The following is a 20787-nucleotide window of genomic DNA, read 5'->3' on the forward strand; positions in this document are numbered from 1 at the left end:
GGGGGGCCGGGGCCGCCTCGCTTGGGGGGGGGGGCCCCCCCCCCCCCCCCCGCCCCCCCCCGGGCCCCCCCCCCCCCGGGGGGGGGGGGGGGGCCCCCCCCCCCCCCCCCCACGCCGCGTTTTGGCCTTCACACCCGCCAGGCCCTGACCGCCTGGGCCCCGGGCCCCGCGCCCCGGCGGTCAGAGCGCGTGCGGGAAGTCGAACAGCCGGTCCGGGTCGTAACGTTTCTTCAGCTTTGTCAGCCGGTCCGCCGCCGAGCCGTAGTACGCGGTGCGCCAGTCCTTGAGGGCGGCGTCCGTGTAGTTCTGGTACGCCGCCCCCGACGCGTGGCGCCGCATCGCCGTGTGTACCCCGTCGAGCCAGGAGAGCTGTGCGGTCCCGGCCCCGCCGGCCGCCCAGGAGGCGGTGTACTGCGCCAGGAAGCGCGAGCGGCGGTGCACGAAGGCGGTGGCCAGGGGCGCGACGCGGTTGACGGCCCCGCCGAGCGCGGTGAGCGCGATGCTGACCGCGCCCCCGCCGCCCGTACGGCGTCCGTAGGCCTCCACCTGGCCGAGCATCGCGCGCAGGCCCGCCTCGCTCAGCGAACGGGCGTAGAAGTCGGAGCGGGCCGCGTACGTCTCGCGCTGGAGTACGCCGGAGGAGCCGCGGCCCGGGGTGTCGCCCGGGAGGCGGCACTGGGCGGTGCCGGTGTCGCCGCACCCGGCGTACATCCGCATCGCCTCCACATAGCCGCGGCGGCGCAGCGTGACGGTCGAGGCGGGGCCGGGCCCGCCCGGGCCGTCGGCGAGCCGGTCGACGGCGTTCTGCAGCTCGCCGTAGGTGCCGAGCGAGAAGCAGCTCACCGAGACGGTCGGGGTGCGTCCGGGGGAGGCCTCCAGATGGAGCGCGGACCAGATCTCGTCCGGCTGCTCCGGGCCCCACTTCTGCCAGGCGCGCAGCACCGTCGCCGCCTTGGCCCACGGCCACTTCATGTAGCAGGTGACGCCGTCGGCGGCCCGGTGGGTACGGAAGCGGAGCTCGGTGACGACGCCGAAGTTGCCGTTGCCGGCGCCGCGCAGGGCCCAGAACAGATCGGCCTCGCGGTCCTTGGACACCTGGAGGCTCCGGCCGTCGGCGGTGACGACGGTCGCGCCGGTGAGGTTGTCGGAGGTGAGCCCGTACGCCCGGGAGACCACGCCGTGGCCGCCGCCGAGGGTCAGGCCGGAGATGCCCACGGTGGGGCAGGAGCCGCCGGGCACGGTGACGCCCGAGGCGCCCAGGGTGGTGTAGACGTCGATGAGTTTGGCGCCCGCGCCGATCCGGGCCTCGCCGGAGGAGGTACGGATCGACTTGAGCGCGGAGACGTCGATGACGAGACGGCCGTCGCCGCTGGACCAACCGGCGTAGCTGTGACCCCCGTTGCGGATGGCGACCGGAGTGCCGTGGCGGCGGGCGAAGTCCAGGCACTCGGAGATGTCCGAGGTGTTCGCGACATAGGCGACGGCGGCGGGCCGCAGCCGGTCGAAGCGGGTGTTGTAGAGCTGACGGGCGGTGGCGTAGTCGGCGTCGCCGGGGCGTATCAGGTCGCCCTGAAGGCCCTTGCCCAGCGCGGTCCAGTCGGTGGCCCGCGGCTTGCCGTCGGAGCCGCCGGCGGAGGCCGACGCGGAGGCGGAGGCGGACGACGAGCGGGCGTCGGAGGCGGAGGAGGGGGCGCGGGTGGACGGGTCGCCGTCGCCCGCCGACTGTCCCGAGTTCTTGTCGCACGCGGCGGCCCCGGCCCCCGTGGTCGCCAGTGCCGTGCCCGCTGCCAGTAGTGTCCGCCGGTTCATGGCGGCCTCCCGTCCCACTTGACGCTGCTGACCCACCAGTTGGCCGGGCGGCGCGCGCCGGTCCGGTCCCCTACTCAGAGGGCGAGGCGGCGCGTCCGGTTCCGTGGGCGGCGGATGCGGAACGGGAGACGGTGACTTCCGCGGCGGCATCAGCGATGGCTTCGGAGGCGATGCCGGGGCCGGAAGGCGCGCTGCGGGGCGGCGGCGGAGCGGCTGTGCGCGCGGCCGCGGGTTCCGCGGCGAGCTCGGCGGCGTGGTCGGACGCGTCCGTACGGGCCTTGTCCCGCGAACGGCGGGCGGGTCCGTACCAGCCGCAGGAGCAGCGGGCGATACAGAAGGAGCCCTTCTCCGAGGTGGTGGTGCGGTGTTGGCCTGCGCCTGTACCTGGGTCGCCTGAGTCGAGCACATAACCACGCTACCCGGCCGTGACGGGCCGACGGGGCGAGTCGTTAAACGAACAAGTACCAAGGCGTGGACGAGCGTGGCCAGGGGGTCGGCGGTCGATGGAAATCCAGCGGCGTACGGGCGGTGCCCCGACGAGGCGCGTGGCGGCCGCCTTGGCGGGCGGGTTGCTGGCCGGGCTGATGGCGACCGTGAGCGGTTGTTCCTCCGAGACGGTCGCGGACGAACGCCCCGGCGGCGAATCGCGCGCCGAGACCGACGCGGCCGCCGCGCTGCACCGCGCCGCGGATGTGCTGATCCGGTCGGGCAGTTCGCGGGTCCGTACGACGATGGAGACGGCTACGGGCGGCACCCGCGTATCGATCAGGGGCAGCGGCGCCTACGACTACGCCAGGCGGATGGGGCGGCTGCGGCTGGTGCTGCCGAGGGACGCGATGGGGGCCGCCGAGCACGAGCCGATCACCGAACTGCTCTCCTCGGGCGCGCTGTTCATGCGGAACCGGGGCGCGGGCATCCCGCCGGACAAGTGGGTGCGGGTGGACACGGCCGGCATCCCGGACGGGAACCTGGTCACCGGCGGGGCGACCGATCCGCTGGCCGCCGCCGAGCTGCTGCGCGGTGCGCGGGGCGTGAGTCTGGTGGGTGAGGAGGCGCTGGACGGCACGGTGGTGCGGCACTACCGCGGGACGACGGACATCGGGCGGGCCGCGCGGGCCGCGTCGCCGGGCGTGCGGGGCCCGTTGGCCGCCGCCGCGCGGGGGTTCGCCGAGCACGCGGTGCCCTTCGACGCGTATCTCGACCTTCAGGGGCGGCTGCGCGAGGTGCGGCACCACTTCACGGTGACCAGCGAGGTCGTCGGCCGGCCCGCCCAGGACGGCCAGGACGCCCAGGGCGGTCAGGGCGGTCAGGACGGGGGCACCGGCACCGACACCGGAACCAGTGCCGGCGCGACAAGCGGAACCACAAACGGAGGCGGAACCGGAACCGGAAGCGACGCCTACCGACCCGACCAGGGCGCCCCCGGGCAGCGGAGCGCCCCCGGCCCCCAGGGCGTACGGCGCACGCTGGGCGTGGCCTCCATCACCGAGCTGTACGACTTCGGTGCCCCGGCCGCCGTCACGCTGCCCAAACCATCGGATATCTACACAGGAAAGGTCGTAACCCCCCAGACCTAGCCAGCGCATGCCGTTCAGCCCCGTGAAATGGTCCATCCGTGCCATGCGCGGAGTGTGTACCGATCCCTACGCTGGGAAGCCGCTGCTCGGAAGTGCTTGCAGATGCTCGCAGGAGGAGGTGAAACACGTGGTTGCGCGTCGCGGCTCGTCGGGCCCGGACCCCGTGGCCCTCGTCGAGATCGATCTCTACGGTGAGTTGATGATCGCTGCGTCGAGCGCGGATGAGGACAGGCTCAGTCCGGACCGTATCGACGAGGTGCTCCAGGTGGCGGCGGACCGATCAGATCCAGCCGAGGGCGAGGACGCCCGGCCCTAGGCCCTGTCTCCCCCCGATCTCTGCGGGCCCGCGACGCCTGGCACGCTCCCCCAGCTACCGCTGGGCGGTGCCCCCTCCCAGCTACCGCTGGGAGGTGCCCCCTGACGCCGCGGGCCCCCGCGGCGGAGCCGCTGATGTCACCGTCACAGAGATCGGGGAGACAGGGCCTGGCGCCGGCGGCGGTGGTCCGCCGGTGCGGGAGCGGCGGGTGCCCTCAGGTCCGCAGCAGGCGGGCGATGGCTGCGGTGGCCTCGGCCACCTTGGTGTCGACCTCGTCGCCGCCCTGGACGGCGGCCGCCGCCACGCAGTGGCGCAGGTGCTCCTCCAGGAGCTGGAGCGCGAAGGACTGGAGCGCCTTGGTGCTCGCGGAGACCTGGGTGAGTATGTCGATGCAGTACACATCCTCCTCGACCATGCGTTGCAGGCCCCGGATCTGGCCCTCGATGCGGCGCAGCCGCTTGAGGTGCTGGTCCTTCTGCTTCGCGTAGCCGTGGCCGGTGTGCTGCTCGGCGAGGGCGGTCGCCGCTCCGGGCCCGGACGCCTGGCCGTGCTCCTCGCCGCCGCCGGTGGCGGAGCTGTCGGCTCCCGTGGTCGTCATGGCGTCCTCCCGTTGTCAGCGCTATGTCCCCATATACCCCAGCTGGGTATATGGTACCGGGTCTGCCAGGTTGGACCGGGTCCCTGTGATAAGCACTCTGCCCTATGGGTCACACTGGGGAACGCCGGTTACCGTGGCCGGATGATGCACCTAGCATCAACGAGACAGACCCCGATGCATTCCGAGGATCCCCAGTGCGCTTTCGTCTGACCCCCAGGGAGACGAGCTTCTACGACATGTTCGCCGCATCCGCGGACAACATCGTGACCGGCTCGAAACTCCTGATGGAACTGCTCGGGGCGGACTCCTCCGCTCGTAGCGAGCTCGCCGAACGCATGCGGGCCGCGGAGCACGCGGGGGACGACGCGACTCACGCGATCTTCCACCAGCTGAACTCCTCCTTCATCACGCCGTTCGACCGCGAGGACATCTACTCCCTCGCGTCCTCCCTCGACGACATCATGGACTTCATGGAGGAGGCCGTCGACCTGGTCGTCCTCTATCAGATAGACGAGCTGCCGAAGGGGGTCGAGCAGCAGATCGAGGTGTTGGCGCGGGCCGCGGAGCTGACTGCCGAGGCGATGCCGAACCTGCGGACCATGACGAACCTCACGGAGTACTGGATCGAGGTGAACCGCCTCGAGAACCAGGCGGACCAGATCCACCGCAAGCTGCTGGCGCACTTGTTCAACGGCAAGTACGACGCCATCGAGGTGCTCAAGCTCAAGCAGATCGTGGATGTGCTGGAGGAGGCGGCTGACGCCTTCGAGCACGTGGCCAACACGGTCGAGACGATCGCCGTCAAGGAGTCCTGAGCCTCGGCATGGACACCTTCGCGCTTGTCGTGACCATTGCGGTCGCGCTCTTCTTCACGTATACCAACGGCTTCCACGACTCGGCGAACGCCATCGCCACCTCCGTCTCGACCCGGGCGCTGACCCCGCGGGCGGCGCTCGCGATGGCCGCGGTGATGAACCTCGCGGGCGCCTTCCTGGGCAGCGGGGTCGCCAAGACCGTCAGCGAGGGGCTGATCGCCACCCCCACCGGCGGCCAAGGCATGATGATCTTGTTCGCCGCACTGATCGGCGCGATCACCTGGAACATGGTGACGTGGTACTACGGACTTCCGTCGTCCTCCTCACACGCCCTGTTCGGCGGCCTGGTGGGAGCGGCCCTCGCCGGGTCCAGCACCGTCCACTGGAGCGGGGTGGTGGAGAAGGTCGTCATCCCGATGTTCCTGTCACCGATCGTCGGTCTGGTGCTGGGCTACTTCGTGATGGTGGCCATCCTGTGGATCTTCAAGGACGCCAACCCGCACAAGGCCAAGCGCGGCTTCCGGATAGCCCAGACCGTCTCGGCGGCTGCCATGGCGCTCGGCCACGGTCTCCAGGACGCCCAGAAGACCATGGGTGTCGTGGTGATGGCCCTGGTCATCGCGGGTGTGGAGGACGAGAGCGACGCGATTCCGGTGTGGGTGAAGATCGCCTGCGCCGCGATGCTCTCGCTCGGAACCTACGCGGGCGGCTGGCGCATCATGCGCACGCTGGGACGGCGGATCATCGAGCTGGACCCGCCGCAGGGCTTCGCCGCGGAGACCACGGCGGCCTCGGTCATGTACACGGCGTCGTTCATGTTCCAGGCGCCCATCTCGACGACCCATGTCATCACCTCGGCGATCATGGGCGTCGGCGCCACCAAGCGGGTGAACGCGGTGCGCTGGGGCGTCGCGAAGAACATCATTCTCGGCTGGTTCATCACCATGCCGGCGGCCGCCGGTGTCGCGGCCCTCAGCTACTGGATCGTCAACCTGGCCTTCGGCTGACGGCCGCACAGCGCGGCCGCACAGCGCGGCCGTACACCGCAGCCGCACAGCGCTCCGTAAATGCGGCGGGCCCGCCCCCGGGTGATCCGGGGGCGGGCCCTTCGTCCTGTGGTGGCACCGCCATGCAGCACCACAGGACGATCCCTGCCCGCGCCGGCGGACCGGCGCGGGAGGCGGTGCGTCAGCCGAAGCGGCCCGAGATGTAGTCCTCGGTCGCCTGGACGGACGGGTTGGAGAAGATCCGCTCGGTCTCGTCGATCTCGATGAGCTTGCCGGGCTGGCCGACGCCGGCCAGGTTGAAGAAGGCCGTGCGGTCGGAGACGCGCGCCGCCTGCTGCATGTTGTGCGTCACGATGACGATCGTGAAGCGCTCCTTCAGCTCACCGATCAGGTCCTCGATGGCGAGCGTGGAGATCGGGTCCAGGGCCGAGCACGGCTCGTCCATCAGCAGCACCTGGGGCTCCACCGCGATGGCGCGCGCGATGCACAGCCGCTGCTGCTGGCCGCCGGACAGGCCCGCGCCCGGCTTGTTCAGCCGGTCCTTGACCTCGTTCCACAGGTTGGCGCCCTTGAGGGACTTCTCGACGATGCCCTCCAGCTCGCTCTTCTTGTACGAGCCGTTCAGCTTCAGCCCCGCCGCGACGTTCTCGAAGATCGACATCGTCGGGAAGGGGTTCGGGCGCTGGAAGACCATGCCGACCGTACGCCGCACGGAGACCGGGTCGACGCCCGCGCCGTACAGGTTCTCGTCATCCAGCATCACCTTGCCCTCGACGCGCCCGCCGGGGGTGACCTCGTGCATCCGGTTCAGGGTGCGCAGGAAGGTGGACTTGCCGCAGCCGGACGGGCCGATGAAGGCCGTCACCGAGCGGGGCTCGACGGTCATCGAGATGTCCTCGATGGCCTTGTGGTTGCCGTAGTAGGCGGTCAGGCCGCTGACGTCGATGCGCTTGGCCATGTGAATCACTTCTCTTCTTCGTGGCGTGGCCTCAGCGGCCGGACTTCGGGGCCTTCCAGCGGGCGACACCGCGGGCGAGCAGGTTGAGGATCATGACGAAGGCGATCAGGACGAGCGCCGCCGCCCAGGCCCGGTTGTACGAGGCATCGTTACCGAGCTGCCACTGCTCGTACACGTAGTACGGGAGCGAGGACTGCGCGCCGTCGAAGGGGTTGTTGTTGATCCCCGTGGCGCCGAACACCAGCAGCATGATCGGGGCCGACTCACCGGCGATACGGGCGACCGCGAGCATCACACCCGTGATGATTCCGCCGATCGCGGTGGGCAGCACCACCTTGAGGATGGTGCGCCACTTGGGCACGCCCAGCGCGAGGGAGGCCTCGCGCAGCTCGTTCGGGACGAGCTTGAGCATCTCCTCCGTCGAGCGGACGACGATCGGCATCATCAGGATGGCCAGGGCCATCGCGCCCGCGAAGCCGGAGTAGTCGAAGTCCAGGATGATGATCCAGAAGGTGAGGATGAACAGACCGGCGACGATCGAGGGGATGCCGGTCATGACGTCCACGAAGAAGGTCACGGCCTTGGCGAGCCGGCCGCGCCCGTATTCCACCAGGTAGACGGCGGTCAGCAGGCCGATCGGGGCCGCGATGGCGGTGGCGATGCCGACCTGCTCCAGCGTGCCGATGATCGCGTGGTAGACGCCGCCGCCGGGGAGGATCGTCTGCACGCCCTCCATGGAGTGGCCGAGGAAGTAGCCGTCGAGGACCGTGCGGCCCCGGTCGACGGTCTCCCAGATCAGCGAGATCAGCGGGATCACCGCGAGCAGGAAGCAGACCCAGATCAGGCTGGTGGCCAGCTTGTCCCTGGCCTGGCGGGAGCCCTCGACCTTGGCGGTCAGGCCGAACGAGATCACGACGAACAGCAGCGCGGCGATCAGACCCCACTGGGTCCTGCTGCTCAGATCGGCGGCGACGCCGATGCCGCAGCCCAGGGCGATGGCGAGCACCGCCAGGCCGATCGGGGTCCACTTGGGCAGCCGGGGCTGCTTGAGGGCCGGACGCGGGGCGTCACCGGCCACCGTGCTCTTGTCGATGACTGCGTTGCTCATGCGCCGCCCCTTTCGTTCACCCCGCTGCGCCAGCAGCTGCTCGATCCATCAGCGGCTCCGCCACGGGCACTGTCGCCCACGCGGCGCAGAGGCGCGGCTATCGCGGTCGTCTGCGGCCCGGCGGCCGCGTGTGCGTCGTTCACGCGGCGGCTCCCGAGTACTCCTTGCGGCGGGCGATGATCAGCCGCGCGGCGCCGTTCACCAGCAGAGTGATGACGAACAGCACCAGACCGGAGGCGATCAGCGCGTCACGCGCGGGGCCGTCGGCCTCCTTGAAGTGGCTGGCGATGTTCTGGGCGAAGGTGCCGCCGCCCGGGTCCAGCAGGCTGGCGTTGATCAGGTAGCTGGGGGACAGCACGGTGGCCACGGCCATCGTCTCGCCGAGCGCGCGGCCCAGGCCCAGCATGGAGGCGCTGATGATGCCGGAGCGGCCGAAGGGGAGCACCGACATCCGGATGACCTCCCAGCGCGTCGCGCCGAGCGCCAGCGCGGCCTCCTCGTGCATCTGCGGGACCTGGCGGAAGACCTCGCGGCTGACGCTGGTGACGATCGGGATGATCATGATCGCCAGCAGGATGCCGACGGTGAACAGGGAGCGCGCGGCGCCGTCGTTGTACTCGAAGATCTTGGTCCAGCCCAGGTACTCGTCGAGCCACTTGTACAGGCCGGTCAGGTGCGGGACGAGGAAGAGCCCGCCCCACAGGCCGTAGACGATGCTGGGGACCGCCGCGAGCAGGTCGACGACGTAGGCGACCGGGGTGGCCAGCCGGCGCGGCGCGTAGTGCGAGATGAACAGCGCGATGCCGACCGCGATCGGTACCGCGATCACCATCGCGATGATCGAGCTGACGATCGTGCCGTAGGCGAGGACGGCGATGCCGAAGACCATCGGCCGGGAACTGGTGTTCCACTCGAAGGTGGTGAGGAAGTTCCCGTGGTTGTCGGAGAGGGCGGAGGCGGCGCGCACGGCGAGGAAGACCGCGATCGCGGCCATGATCACCAGCAGCAGCACGCCGGAGCCCCGGGAGAGTCCGAGGAAGATCTTGTCACCGAATCGGCCGGTGCTGCGCGTCCTGACCTTGGCCGATGGGTCTGTGGGGGATGTGGGTTCTATGTCCGTTTTCATGGGTTCTCCGGTCTGCGGAGCCGTGGGGTGGGGCTCCTTGCGGCGGTGCACCGGACGGTGCGGCCGGCTCCCATGCTTTGGAGCCGGCCGCACTCGGGTCAGGAGAGGCTCGAGACGCTCTCGCGGACCTTCGTGGCAATCTCGGCCGGCAGCGGGGCGTAGCCCAGCTCCTTCAGCGAGGTCTGGCCGTCCTCGCTCGAGACGTAGGTCAGGAACGACTTGGTGGCGGCGAGGGTGTCGGACTTGTTGCCCTTGTCGCAGGCGATCTCGTACGTCACCAGCGTAATCGGGTACGCGCCTTCTGCCTTGGTGTCATATGCCAGGTCGAGGGCGAGGTCCTTGCCGGTGCCCTTGACCTTGGCCTCGGAGATGGCCTTGGAGGCGTTGTCGACGGTGGCCTGGACCGGGGCAGCGGCGCCGGTGTTCAGGTCCACGGTCTTGATGCTGCTGGCGGTCGCGTACGACAGCTCGAAGTAGGAGATCGCACCGGAGACCTGCTTCACCTGCGAGGAGACGCCCGCGGAGCCGTCCGCGGCCTGGCCGCCCTTGCCCTCCCAGGCCTTGCCCGGCTCGTGCGGCCACGCCGAGGGGGCGGCGGCCTTGAGGTACTTGGTGAAGTTGTCCGTGGTGCCGGAGTCGTCCGAGCGGTGGAACGCCTGGATCTTGAGGTTCGGCAGGTTGACGCCCTTGTTGAGCTTCTTGATGGCGTCGTCGTTCCAGTTCGTGATCTTCGAGTCGAAGATCTCGGCGAGGGTCTTGGCGTCCAGGGTCAGCTTGTCCACGCCGGGGACGTTGAAGCCGACGGCGATCGGGCCGCCGACCATGGGCAGGTTGATGCCCTGGCCGCCGCCCGTGCACATCTTCTTGGAGGACGCGACCTCTTCGGGCTTGAGCGCCGAGTCGGAGCCCGCGAAGGCGGTCTTGCCCTGGAGCCACTCCTGGATGCCCGCGCCCGAGCCGGTGGCCTTGTAGTTGATCTTGACGTCCTTGCAGGCGGCGCCGAAGTTCTTGACCCACAGGTCCATGGCGTTCTTCTGGGCGGACGACCCGGAGGCCAGCAGCTGACCCTTGCCGTCACACTTGATGTTGCTGGCCGCCTTGGTGCCGCCGTCGCCGCCCGAGGAACCGCTGTTGTTGTCGGAGCCGCACGCGGTGAGGACCAGGGCGCCGGAGACGGCGAGGGCACCGGCGGCGATGGCGCGAAGCCGGTTGTTGCGCTGAAGCTTCACTTTCGGGTTTTCCTTCCAGGAGCCGCCGGTGGGGACGGCGCACAAGTCTGCTCGGATGGACAGGCCATGCCATGGGCGCGACCCGCACTCTGTAGGGCTGAAATTAGGCAGATCAGGTGACGCAGCTGATGGGCACGGGTGAACGGAGGGTGAACCTCGGCCGTCAGGGTGGTGGCCCGGCTGAGGCCTCGGTTCCGGTTGAGCGGGGGTGAGAGCGGTGGTGAACGGCGCGTGACTCTGTCGGATTGAGGTACGGCATGTCACTATCCGTCCCTACGTACCGGTAAGTCAGCTCTGGCGCGCGGGTTACGCGACGGCTCGTGGAGGTCCGCAGGTGATGAGGAAGCGGAAGGTGGGGCGGGGCGGCGGGGACGGCGAGGGAGGCACAGGAAGCAAGGGGAGCAGGGGAAGCAGGGGAGGCGGCGCGGGTGTCGCCGCGGCCACCGCGATCGTGTGCGCCGTGGGGCTGACGGCGGCGCCGGAAAGCGCGCAGGCCGCGCCCCGCGAGCCCAGGCCGGGCTCGCCCGCGGGCGCGGGATCCGGGGGCGCGGGATCCGGGGGTTCGGGGTCCGGCGGCTCGGGGTCCGGGAGCGACCGCCTGCGCCAGGTGCACCAGCGGGTGGAGACGCTCTACCGCAAGGCCGAGGCGGCCACCGACGCGTACAACCTGGCCCGCGAGAAACAGACCCGCCAGGAGAAACGCATCGTGAGGATCGCCCAGTCCGTGGTGAAGGCACAGAAGCGGATGGCGGGCCTGCGGCAGCGGGCCGGGGCGGTGGCCCGGGCCCAGTACCGGAACGGCGGAATCCCGCCAGAGGCGCAGCTGCTCCTCGGTGACGACCCCGAGGGCTTCCTCAACGACGTCACGCTCGCGCGCAAGGGCCAGCAGGCGACCCTTGGCCTGATGAACCAGCTGGAGAAGACGCAGGCCACGCTCGACGGCTATGCCAAGTCGGCCTCCCGGGAGTGGGAGCGGCTCGACTCCAGCCGCGCGAAGAAGGCCGCGGCGCGCAAGGAGATCCGGGCCAAGCTCGCCCGGGCCAGGCAGCTGGAGTCGCGGCTGCGGGCGAAGGAGCGGGAGCGGCTGCGGCAGCTGGAGGACGAGCAGCAGCGCCGGGCGCAGACGACCTGGCTGGGCTCCGGCATACTCCGCAAGATCGGCGGCAAGGCCACCTCGCAGGGGCGGCGAGCGGTGGAGTTCGCGACGGCCCAGCTCGGCAAGGACTATGTGTGGGGCGCGGAAGGCCCCGACACCTACGACTGCTCGGGGCTGACGCAGAAGGCCTGGGCCGCGGGCGGCCGTGCCATCCCGCGCACCTCGCAGGAGCAGTGGCGGCGGCTGCCGAGGGTGGGCGTCGAGCGGATGCGGCCGGGGGATCTGATCATCTACTTCAAGGACGCGAGTCATGTGGGGATGTATGTAGGGGACGGAGCGATCGTCCACGCGCCGCGCCCGGGGCGGCAGGTCACGGTCGCGGGTGCGGGCTCGATGCCGATCCTGGGCGTCGTACGTCCCGACGGGGGCTGAGCCCGCCGGATGTCGCGCCCGGTGTCGTACGTCCCGATGTGTCCGCATCCGACGGGGAGTCGAGTCCGGTGGGGGGTCGGGCCGGCCGGGGTTGAGCCGGGTGGGGGAAAGGACCGGTTACTAGCATCCACATCGGGCTGTTATCCGGTCATTTCACCTCGTGTCGGCGTGATGTTCGTCATCTCGCCGCCCCGCCCCGGCGCGTCAAGTCCCTTTTCTGCTTTGGCATATGACAAAAGTGGCTGTCCGAAGGTCATTCCGCTGGGGCCCGCCCTAGCGCTATGGTCGCCTCTCGGTGTCCGGCGCTGTGTCAGTTCGACAGGGTGCCGCACTCTCGGGGGGAGGGAAGGAATCGAGCGATGTCCGTACCCGCGACCGGGCAGCTGGAGGCGGAGGCCACCGAGGCCCGCCCCGCCGCGCCGCCCGACAACGGGCTCACCTTGCTGGTGATCGGGGAAGACCCGGCCGGCTCCTTCACTGTCCCCGAAATGCTGGACACCGAGGGCAACCGCGTCCGTATCCGCACCGCCCGCAACCTCACCGAGGCCCAGCGGCTGCTCACCGACGACGTCCAGTGCATCCTGCTGGACCTGGCCCTGCCCGGCCCCGGCAAGAAGGCGGAGGACGAGCTCGACTCCCTGCGCGCGGTGCTGCGGCTCGCGCCCGCCCACGCGGTCCTCGTGCTGACCGCCGTGGAGGACGGCGAACGCGCCGCCGAGGCCGTACGGGTCGGCGCCCAGGACTTCCTCTTCCGCGACGAGCTGGACGGACGGCTCCTCAGCCGCGCCATCCGCTACGCCGTCGAGCGCAAACGCTCCGACCTCGCCCAGCGCCAGCTGACCGAGTCCCGGCTGCGCGCCCAGGAGAACGCCCGGCTGGAACGCGGGCTGCTCCCCACCCCGCTGCTCCAGGGCTCGGGTCTGCGCTTCGCCGCCCGCTACCGGCCCGGCCGCAGCCGCGCCCTGCTGGGCGGCGACTTCTACGACACCGTCCGCACCCCGGACGGCACCGTGCACGCGATGATCGGCGACGTCTGCGGGCACGGCCCCGACGAGGCGGCCCTCGGCGTCGAGCTGCGCATCGCCTGGCGCGCACTGACCTTCGCCGGGCTCTGCGGCGACCAACTGCTCGGCACCCTCCAGCAGGTCCTGGAGAACGAGCGCGCCGACGACGAGATCTTCGCGACCCTGTGCACCGTCGACATCGCGCCGGACGGGCGGCGGGCCGGGGTGTGCCTGGCCGGCCACCCCGCCCCCCTGGCGGTGCGCCCCGGGCGGGCGCCGCGGCTGCTGCCCTCCGACGACAACGGCCCGGCGCTCGGCCTGCTGCCGGGCGCCCGCTGGCCGCGCCGGGAGATCCAGCTCGGCGGCTCCTGGAGCCTGATGATGTACACCGACGGGCTTATCGAGGGGCGCATCGGGAAGGGCGTGCAGCGGCTGGGCCAGGACGGGATGGTCGAGATCGTGACCCGCGGGCTGGCATCGGGGCTGCGCGGCGAGGAGCTGCTGGACAACACCGTCACCGAGGTGCGGACGCTCAACGGCGGGGAGCTGACGGACGACCTGGCCGTGCTGCTCCTGGACCGCGGCTGACGGTCGCGCGGCCGGCGGACCTGAGGCCGGCGGCCCTGCGGCTGACGGTCACGGCCACAGGGCCCCGCTCGTGATCGCTGCGCCTAGCGGCCGTTGAAGGGCCCGTACGGACCGTCGGAGCTGGAGCCGCGGCCGCGCCGCCAGTTGCGGCCGCCGCCGGAGACCTGCCGCAGCGCGGGCCGCACATCGACGAAGTACACGATGGTCGCGATGAGCCCGATGATCGGCAGGAAGTCGAGAATCCCCATGAAGAAGTTCACCGCGGCCGCGATCCCGAGGATGATCAGCCAGAAGGGCTTGGTCTGCTTGTCCGCGGCACGGTAGGCGTCCTCGCGGCGGATCGCCGCGTCGATGAAGGCGAAGAGGCTGAACAGGAGCAACCCCCAGGAGACCCAGTACAACAAATTGTTGAATCCCTGTACCAGCACGCCGTCCACCGCCTAGAAGATATGTATGGGAAGCGTTCCACCGGCCACCGTACCCGCTGGCAGGGCCGGGCACGCAGCGTGTGCCCGGCCCTGGGGTCCGGCTCCGGCGGACATCCGTCCCTCAGCCCTCGCCGCCCTCAGGCCTGGGCCTTCGGCGGGGTCTTCTTGGCGCCGGGGGCGGGCGCCGGGGCCGGCTTGCGGGCCGGGCTCTTCTTGGCGGCGGCAGCGGGGGCGGGGGTGGCCGGGGTGGCGGCGGGGGCCGGCTTGACCGCGGTCTTCGTGGCGTCCTTGGACGGCTCGCCCGCGACCGGGACCGGCCGCTCCTTGGGCTCGATGGCGTCGGCCATCTCCACCATCTCGTCGGCCGCCTCGCCGCGCCAGGTCTTGACGACCTCCTGGCCGTGCTCGGCCACCTCGTCGTACCGCTCCCGCGCCTTGACGGCCAGCTCGGCCGCGCGGCCCACGCCCTGGAGCGCCAGGTCCTGTGCCGTGTCGCGGAGCTTCTTCAGGTCGGTGTCGAGCGTGCCCAGCAGCTCGGTGACCTTCTCCTGGGCGTCCTTCGCCTGCTGGGTGACCCGGTCCTGAACGGCCTTCGGGTCGGTGTTCCGTACGGCGGCGAAGCGCTCGGGGGCCTCGGCGACGATCTTCTCGACCAGCGACGGGACCTCCTTGAGCTTCTGGGCGGCGAGGTCGGCCGTGCCCGCCACGAAGTACAGGGGGGTCGGGTCGGTGAGCGTCTTACGCACATCGTCGGTGATGGCCATGCTGATGGTCCTCCCGGATCATTTCGAGGGTTCGGCGTCGTCGTCGGCGCTGCCTGTGGCGGTTCCGGCGGGGGTTCCGGCGGGGGTGTCGCCCGCGGCGGGGTCCGGTGCGTTCTCCTTGCGGAAGGACTCGTAGATCTGGAGCAGCACCTGCTTCTGCCGCTCGTTGATCGACGGATCGGCGAGTATCACACTGCGCGTCTCCGTGTCGTCCCGGTCCCGCTCGTCGAGAATCCCGGCCTGCACATAGAGGGTCTCCGCGGATATCCGCAGCGCCTTCGCGAGCTGCTGGAGGATCTCCGCGCTCGGCTTGCGCAGCCCGCGCTCGATCTGGCTCAGATACGGATTGGACACCCCGGCGGCCTCGGCGAGCTGGCGCAGCGAGAGCTGCGCGCTGCGTCTCTGTTCCCGCAGGAACTCACCGAGGGTGCCGACGTTCAGTGATGCCATGCCTCCATGCTGCCGCATGAGTGCTAACTATTGCAAGCATTCGCTTGCAGCCGTGTCATCGGCGCCCGTTCCGGCACCCCCGTTCCGGCGGGCCGGGTCCGCCGTCATTCCGGTTTGCGGGCCAGGAACGTGGCGATCCGCCGCGTCATCCCCTCGTCCGGCTCCTGTATGACGCGCGTGGTGACGACCAGCCCGGCCCGGCCCAGCAGATCGGCGATCCGGTCAGCCGGCAGCAGGTAGGACTCGTACGACACCGGGCGGTTCCCGTAGGCCCGCGTCGGGCGGAGGCGCTCGTCGTTTCCGACGTAGCCGGCCATCATCAGATGGCCGCCGGGCGCGAGGGTGCGGTGGAACTCGGAGAACACGGTCGGCAGCCACTCCGGCGGTGTGTGGTGGGTGGAGTAGAAGGCCAGGATGCCGCCGAGTTCGGCGTTCCCGATCTTCAGGGCGGTCATCGAGCCCACGGTGAACCGCAGGTCGGGATAGGCCTCTTGGGCGTGCCTGATCATCTCCGGCGAGAGGTCGACGCCGAACGCGGACACCCCCAGTTCGGCCAGGTGCGCCGTCACCCGGCCGGGGCCGCAGCCCAGGTCGGCGACCGGGCCCCGGCCGGTGGCCCGGACGAGTTCGGCGAACGCGGTCAGCGTCGCGCGTGACAAGGGGTCCAGCTCGGCGGGTGTCTTGACGCGTGAGACGTACGCGTCGGCGACGGTGTCGTACGACTCGCGGACGGCGGTGAGGTAGGGGGCGTCGGGGGTGTCGGGGGTGTCGGTCACGCGGTGAAGCTACAGAACGGTGGCCAACGGAGGCCCGGGTGGGTCCGGTTGGGCGTCACACCCCTCGCAGGGCAGCCTCCAGCCGGCCGGCCCAGCGCAGCGCGGAGGCCGCCAACTCCTCCGTGCGCGGGGCGAGTCGGACGCGCGGGCCCACGACCTGGAGCGCGGCCACCACTTCGCCGCGGAAGTCGCGGACCGGGGCGGCGACCGAGTACAGGCCGGGCTCGGCTTCCTCGTCGACGATCGAGTAGCCCCGCTCGCGGGTGGCGGCGAGCCGCCGGAGGAAGTCGTCGACGCCGGTGGGTGTGTTGGGCCCGTGGCGTACGAAGTCGGTGCGGGCGAAGACGGCGGTGACTTCCTCGTCGTCGGCGTCGCTGAGCAGCGCCTGCCCGCAGTCGCTGCAATAGGCGGGGTAGGGGCGGCCGATCCAGGAGCCGACCTGCCTGCTGCCCTGCGGGACGCGTTCGGCGATCGTCACGGTCGCGTCGCCGGCCAGGACGCCCAGGTAGCAGCTCTCGCCGGTCTCGCCGACCATGCCCTCCAGCGCGGTCTGTCCGTCGGTGCGCAGGCGGTGCGCGGTGAGTTCCTGGGTGTCGGCGTAGAGCCGCCAGTGCAGGGCGAGCGCCCGGGGTGAGCCTCCCCCAGCTACCGCTGGGAGGTGCCCCCTGGCGACGAACTCCTCTTCCCGCATGGCGGCCAGGCCGCGGGAGAGCTGGCTGCGGTCGCGGGCCAGTTCGCGTGCGAGGTCGGTGGCCGAGGTGCGGCGGTGTCCTTCCGCTGTTCTGCGGGCGAGCGCCATCAGCACGTCCAGGCCCTTGCCCACGCTCGATTCCATGACCCCTCAGCCGTGTCGCCACGCCGCGCCGTGCGCCGTCCATGCGGCGCGATCAGCCATCGCCGACACCCTACTGCCCGCGCTGCCACCGTCCGCCTCTGAAAGTGTGCGTTATTTGCATCTTGCCGTGCGGTAGATGCACGCATAGCATCTCGCCATCGGTTTCCGCCGCCCCGTCGGGGCGCACGAGAAGGGACAGCGACAGCCATGACGGCGACGGTGACGTCCGCAGCCCACGCATACGGCCAGGGGCCGTGCCGCGCCGAATCGGCGATCCGCCGCCGGTCGGTACGGGCGATCAAGGTGTACTGGCCCGTCTCGCGGCAGACCCTGGCCGCCGTGGCGGCGGGGGATCTCGCGGCGCTCTACGAGGACGAGTCCCTGGCCGGGCTGTTCCGCGTCCTGGAGGGCTCGCCGGAGGTCGGAGACTTCGGCCTCTATACCGATGTCTTCGAGGTGGGGATCGGCGCCGAGGGATTCACCGCCGCGCCCGGGTCCACCCCCACCCTCGGCGCGGTCGGCTCCCGCTCGCTGTCCCCCACCCTCACCTTCACCACGTATATGGACGCCTCCGTCGCGGACGACGAGGTGTCCACCGTCCTCTCGCGCATCGTGGCCGCCCACCCCTGGGAGGTCCCGGTCGTCGAGCTCTCCGCACCCCTGGAGCTCGTTTCCCGCGCGTGAGTCCTCCGCGCTCCGAGTGAGCGGCTCGCGGCGCGCGGACCCCGCGCGGGCCGCGAGCGCCGAAGAGGTGGCACCACCCCTCCGCCACGCCGTGTCGTCCCCGTCACCGCCACCCCGAGGAAGTCATGTCATGACTACATCACTGCCGGCGGAGAGCCCGTCGGCCCAGGCAAGAGCGACCGACCACCCGCCCCAGGGCCCATCTCAAGGCGCGTCTCAAGGCGCATCCCAGGACGCGGCCCAGAGTTCACTGCGCCGCTCCATGACCAGCCGCCACCTCGTGATGATCGCGATGGGCGGGGTCATCGGCTCCGGGCTCTTCCTCAGCTCCGGCTACACCATCTCCCAGGCCGGCCCGCTCGGCGCGGTCCTCGCCTATCTCGTCGGCGCGTTCGTCGTCTACCTCGTCATGACCTGCCTGGGCGAGCTCGCCTGCGCCTACCCCGTCTCCGGCGCCTTCCATATCTACGCCTCGCGCTCGATCAATCCGGCGACCGGCTTCACCACGGCCTGGCTGTACTGGCTCACCTGGGCGGTCGCCCTGGGCTCCGAGTTCACCGCCTGCGGGCTGCTGATGCAGCGCTGGTTCCCCTCCGTCAGCGTCTGGGTGTGGTGTGTCGTCTGCGCCGCCGTGGTGTTCACCGTCAACGCGATCTCCGCCCGGGTCTTCGGCGAGACCGAGTACTGGTTCTCCCTCATCAAGGTCGCGGCCGTGGTCGCCCTCATCGTCCTCGGCGGCGCGGCGATCTTCGGCTTCCACCCGCTGTCCGACCAGCACGCGGCGTTCCCGCATCTGTTCGAGAACTTCGACACGCCCGGTGGCCTGTTCCCCCACGGGCTGTCCGGCGTCATGGTCACCGTCCTCGCCGCGTTCTACGCCTTCTCCGGCTCCGAGCTGATCGGCGTCGCCGCGGGCGAGACGGACGACCCGTCCCGGGCGGTGCCCAAGGCGCTGCGGGTGACGGTGATCAGGCTGCTGGTCTTCTTCGCCGGGGCGATCACGGTGATCGCCGCGATGATCCCGTACGACAAGGTCGGGCTGGACGAGAGCCCGTTCGTCACCGTCTTCACAACCATCGGGATCCCCTACGCGCCCGATGTGATGAACTTCGTGATCATCACGGCGCTGTTGTCCGCGGGCAACAGCGGCCTGTACTCCTGCGCCCGGATGCTGTTCTCGCTCGCCGAGGAGGGCCAGGCCCCGCAGCTGCTGCGGCGGCTGAACTCCCGGCAGATCCCGATGGCCGCCCTCGTGGTGAGCATGCTGGGCGGCCTCGCGTCACTGCTGAGCAGCGTGGTCGCGGCCCAGACCGTCTATCTCGTGCTGGTGTCGATCGCCGGGTTCGCCGCGGTGGCGGTGTGGATGTCGATCGCGGCCTCGCAGTTCTTCCACCGGAGAGCCTTCCTGCGCGCCGGCGGGGATGTGAAGACCCTGCCCTACCGCACCCCGCTCTATCCGGTCGTGCCCGTCCTGGCGTTCCTGCTCTGCCTGGTCTCCCTGGTCGGCGTCGCCCTGGATCCCGCCCAGGTCGCGGCCCTGTACTTCGGCGTCCCCTTCGTCGCCGCCTGCTACCTGTACTACTACCTGCGGCACCGCCGCAGGGGGAGCGGGACGACGGCCTCATGACCCCGACGCCGACCCCGCCCACCTGTCTGCTGCTCGATCTCGACGGCACCCTCGTCGACTCCGCCCCGGGGGTCCTCGCGAGCATCCACGCCGCGCTGTGCGAGGTCGGCGTCGTGGCCCCGGACCCCGGCGTGCTGCGGACGTTCGTCGGCCCGCCGATGTACGAGTCCTTCCGGCACCGGCTCGGCCTCGACGAGCCCACCGCGCTGCGGGCCCTGGCGGCGTACCGCGCGCACTACGCGGCGCACGGCGCCCTCGACAGCGCGCTGTACGACGGGATCGTGGAGGCGCTGAAGACGCTGGCCGCCGCGGGCCTGCCGATGGGGGTGGCGACCTCCAAGGTCGAGGACCAGGCGCGGCGGATCGTCGCCCACTACGGCCTGGACCCGCGGTTCGAGGCGGTGTGCGGCATCGACGACCGGGCGGGCCGCACCACCAAGCGGCAGGTGATCCGGGAGTGCCTGGCGCGGCTGGCCCGCCGCGGCGTCGACGTGTCGGCGCCGCTCATGGTCGGCGACCGGTCGTACGACGTCACCAGCGCCGCCGCCGAGGGGATCCCGGCCGTCCACGTGCTGTGGGGCTATGGGGACCGGTCGGAGTCGGCGGACGCCATCGCCTCGGTGGCCGAGCCCGCGGAACTGACGGACCTGCTGATCGCGGCCCGCGACCATGGCCGTTGAACAGCCACTGACGTGAAATCACCGGCATGGCACCAATGACGCGAAAGAGAACCAGCACATGAGCGACAGCAGCCCGCACCACACCACCGCCGCCGCCCCCACCCTGTGGTCGGCCTTTCGCGAGCTGACCGCGAAGGCGACGTACACGGACCTCACCCACGCCTTCCACCCCGGGCAGCCGCACTTCCCCGCCTTCCCCGACGAGCAGCGCGAGATGGTCTTCGACATGGACCGCGGGGACGGCTTCAACGTCCACCGCTACACACTCGTGGGCCAGTGGGGCACACATGTCGACCCGCCCGTGCACTTCGTCGCCGGGGCGCGCACGCTGGACCGGATCCCCGTGGAGGAGATGGTCCTGCCGCTGGTGGTGCTCGACATCACCGAGCGGGTGGCCGCCGACCCGGACGCGACCCCGACCCTGGACGACGTGGCGGCCTGGGAGGCGCGCCACGGCACCGTCCCCGCCGGGTCGTTCGTGGCGCTCCGCACCGGGTGGGGCCGGCGCTGGCCGGACCGGGACGCGATGGCCAACAAGGACGCGGCGGGCGTCAGCCACGCCCCCGGCTGGTCCGGCGAGGTGCTGCGGTATCTGTTCGAGGAGGCGGGCGTGACCGCGATCGGCCATGAACAGACCGACACCGACCCGGGCTCGGCCACCTCGGCCGGCGACTTCGGCCTGGAGCGGTACGTCCTCGCGCGTGACCGGTGGCAGATAGAGCTGATGGCCAACCTCGACCAGGTGCCCGAGGCGGGCGCGCTGATCGTCGCCACCTGGCCCAAGCCCCAGGGCGGCTCCGGGTTCCCGGCCCGCGTCTTCGCCCTGTGCCCGAACGACATGAATGACTGATTGCCCGAACGACCGGCGCACGGAGCCCCG

22 protein-coding genes are annotated in these 20787 nt (G+C 70.9%); 10 read left to right on the plus strand and 12 right to left on the minus strand.

What is annotated here, in order from left to right:
• Positions 1-180: 180 nt before the first annotated feature.
• Together ACH4S9_RS46255 and ACH4S9_RS46260 are read right to left on the minus strand one after the other, a co-directional pair.
• Complete coding sequence (locus tag ACH4S9_RS46255) at positions 181-1809, minus strand: FAD-binding oxidoreductase (RefSeq protein WP_385347079.1); 1629 nt, start codon at positions 1807-1809, stop codon at positions 181-183.
• A 70-nt stretch (positions 1810-1879) separates the two neighbouring features.
• Positions 1880-2215 (minus strand): hypothetical protein, encoded by a 336-nt coding sequence (locus ACH4S9_RS46260; protein WP_398377678.1) that lies wholly within the window; start codon positions 2213-2215, stop codon positions 1880-1882.
• 97 nt (positions 2216-2312) lie between these two features.
• On the opposite strand from ACH4S9_RS46260, the gene ACH4S9_RS46265 reads away from it, so the two are divergent.
• Positions 2313-3386, plus strand: a complete 1074-nt coding sequence (locus ACH4S9_RS46265) for a hypothetical protein (RefSeq protein WP_398377612.1) — start codon at positions 2313-2315, stop codon at positions 3384-3386.
• Between the two features lie 127 nt (positions 3387-3513).
• Positions 3514-3702 carry a hypothetical protein gene (locus ACH4S9_RS46270; protein ID WP_311724609.1) on the plus strand — a complete coding sequence of 63 codons (189 nt, stop codon included), beginning with the start codon at positions 3514-3516 and terminating at the stop codon, positions 3700-3702.
• Positions 3703-3916: 214 nt separating this feature from the next.
• On the opposite strand, the gene ACH4S9_RS46275 is transcribed toward ACH4S9_RS46270, so the two are convergent.
• Positions 3917-4300, minus strand: a complete 384-nt coding sequence (locus tag ACH4S9_RS46275) for a metal-sensitive transcriptional regulator (protein WP_311724608.1) — start codon at positions 4298-4300, stop codon at positions 3917-3919.
• A gap of 194 nt (positions 4301-4494) precedes the next feature.
• On the opposite strand from ACH4S9_RS46275, the gene ACH4S9_RS46280 reads away from it, so the two are divergent.
• Together ACH4S9_RS46280 and ACH4S9_RS46285 are read left to right on the plus strand one after the other, a co-directional pair.
• On the plus strand, positions 4495-5115 hold the full coding sequence (locus ACH4S9_RS46280; RefSeq protein ID WP_311724607.1) for a DUF47 family protein: 621 nt from the start codon (positions 4495-4497) through the stop codon (positions 5113-5115).
• Between the two features lie 8 nt (positions 5116-5123).
• The gene (locus ACH4S9_RS46285; protein WP_311724606.1) at positions 5124-6122 is read left to right on the plus strand and encodes an inorganic phosphate transporter; all 999 of its coding nucleotides are present in this window, start codon (positions 5124-5126) and stop codon (positions 6120-6122) included.
• Positions 6123-6303: 181 nt separating this feature from the next.
• On the opposite strand, the gene pstB is transcribed toward ACH4S9_RS46285, so the two are convergent.
• From pstB to pstS, 4 genes are all read right to left on the minus strand, one after another.
• Positions 6304-7080, minus strand: a complete 777-nt coding sequence (gene pstB / locus ACH4S9_RS46290) for a phosphate ABC transporter ATP-binding protein PstB (protein WP_311724605.1) — start codon at positions 7078-7080, stop codon at positions 6304-6306.
• 31 nt (positions 7081-7111) lie between these two features.
• Positions 7112-8188, minus strand: a complete 1077-nt coding sequence (pstA, locus tag ACH4S9_RS46295; RefSeq protein ID WP_311724604.1) for a phosphate ABC transporter permease PstA — start codon at positions 8186-8188, stop codon at positions 7112-7114.
• Between the two features lie 139 nt (positions 8189-8327).
• Complete coding sequence (gene pstC / locus ACH4S9_RS46300; protein WP_311724603.1) at positions 8328-9314, minus strand: phosphate ABC transporter permease subunit PstC; 987 nt, start codon at positions 9312-9314, stop codon at positions 8328-8330.
• A 98-nt stretch (positions 9315-9412) separates the two neighbouring features.
• Positions 9413-10543 (minus strand): phosphate ABC transporter substrate-binding protein PstS, encoded by a 1131-nt coding sequence (pstS, locus tag ACH4S9_RS46305; protein ID WP_385347073.1) that lies wholly within the window; start codon positions 10541-10543, stop codon positions 9413-9415.
• Between the two features lie 334 nt (positions 10544-10877).
• On the opposite strand from pstS, the gene ACH4S9_RS46310 reads away from it, so the two are divergent.
• Entirely contained in the window at positions 10878-12071 is a 1194-nt protein-coding gene (locus ACH4S9_RS46310) for an NlpC/P60 family protein (protein WP_385347071.1), read from the plus strand.
• A gap of 359 nt (positions 12072-12430) precedes the next feature.
• Complete coding sequence (locus ACH4S9_RS46315; RefSeq protein ID WP_311724600.1) at positions 12431-13663, plus strand: fused response regulator/phosphatase; 1233 nt, start codon at positions 12431-12433, stop codon at positions 13661-13663.
• Positions 13664-13746: 83 nt separating this feature from the next.
• On the opposite strand, the gene ACH4S9_RS46320 is transcribed toward ACH4S9_RS46315, so the two are convergent.
• The 5 genes from ACH4S9_RS46320 to ACH4S9_RS46340 all read right to left on the minus strand — a co-directional run bounded on the left by ACH4S9_RS46320 (position 13747) and on the right by ACH4S9_RS46340 (position 16916).
• Positions 13747-14091 (minus strand): DUF2516 family protein, encoded by a 345-nt coding sequence (locus tag ACH4S9_RS46320; protein ID WP_311724646.1) that lies wholly within the window; start codon positions 14089-14091, stop codon positions 13747-13749.
• 137 nt (positions 14092-14228) lie between these two features.
• Positions 14229-14855 (minus strand): hypothetical protein, encoded by a 627-nt coding sequence (locus ACH4S9_RS46325; RefSeq protein ID WP_311724599.1) that lies wholly within the window; start codon positions 14853-14855, stop codon positions 14229-14231.
• Positions 14856-14873: 18 nt separating this feature from the next.
• Positions 14874-15305 (minus strand): helix-turn-helix domain-containing protein, encoded by a 432-nt coding sequence (locus ACH4S9_RS46330; protein WP_352133453.1) that lies wholly within the window; start codon positions 15303-15305, stop codon positions 14874-14876.
• 104 nt (positions 15306-15409) lie between these two features.
• Complete coding sequence (locus ACH4S9_RS46335) at positions 15410-16081, minus strand: class I SAM-dependent methyltransferase (RefSeq protein ID WP_398377615.1); 672 nt, start codon at positions 16079-16081, stop codon at positions 15410-15412.
• Between the two features lie 55 nt (positions 16082-16136).
• Positions 16137-16916, minus strand: coding sequence for an IclR family transcriptional regulator (locus ACH4S9_RS46340; RefSeq protein ID WP_361192216.1), 780 nt, complete (start codon positions 16914-16916; stop codon positions 16137-16139).
• A 207-nt stretch (positions 16917-17123) separates the two neighbouring features.
• Here ACH4S9_RS46340 and ACH4S9_RS46345 point away from each other — a divergent pair, with 207 nt between their 5' ends.
• The 4 genes from ACH4S9_RS46345 to ACH4S9_RS46360 all read left to right on the plus strand — a co-directional run bounded on the left by ACH4S9_RS46345 (position 17124) and on the right by ACH4S9_RS46360 (position 20757).
• Positions 17124-17600 carry a hypothetical protein gene (locus ACH4S9_RS46345; RefSeq protein ID WP_358847838.1) on the plus strand — a complete coding sequence of 159 codons (477 nt, stop codon included), beginning with the start codon at positions 17124-17126 and terminating at the stop codon, positions 17598-17600.
• A 262-nt stretch (positions 17601-17862) separates the two neighbouring features.
• Complete coding sequence (locus ACH4S9_RS46350) at positions 17863-19227, plus strand: amino acid permease (RefSeq protein ID WP_398377617.1); 1365 nt, start codon at positions 17863-17865, stop codon at positions 19225-19227.
• On the plus strand, positions 19224-19907 hold the full coding sequence (locus ACH4S9_RS46355) for an HAD hydrolase-like protein (RefSeq protein ID WP_311724594.1): 684 nt from the start codon (positions 19224-19226) through the stop codon (positions 19905-19907). Before ACH4S9_RS46350 ends, ACH4S9_RS46355 begins: the two co-directional genes overlap by 4 nt.
• 58 nt (positions 19908-19965) lie before the next feature.
• Positions 19966-20757: a cyclase family protein gene (locus ACH4S9_RS46360; RefSeq protein WP_311724593.1), complete on the plus strand. Its 792-nt coding sequence runs from the start codon at positions 19966-19968 to the stop codon at positions 20755-20757.
• Positions 20758-20787: the final 30 nt, after the last annotated feature.

The sequence above is a fragment of the Streptomyces sp. NPDC021225 genome (genome assembly GCF_044332865.1).
Taxonomy (GTDB): Bacteria; Actinomycetota; Actinomycetes; order Streptomycetales; family Streptomycetaceae; genus Streptomyces.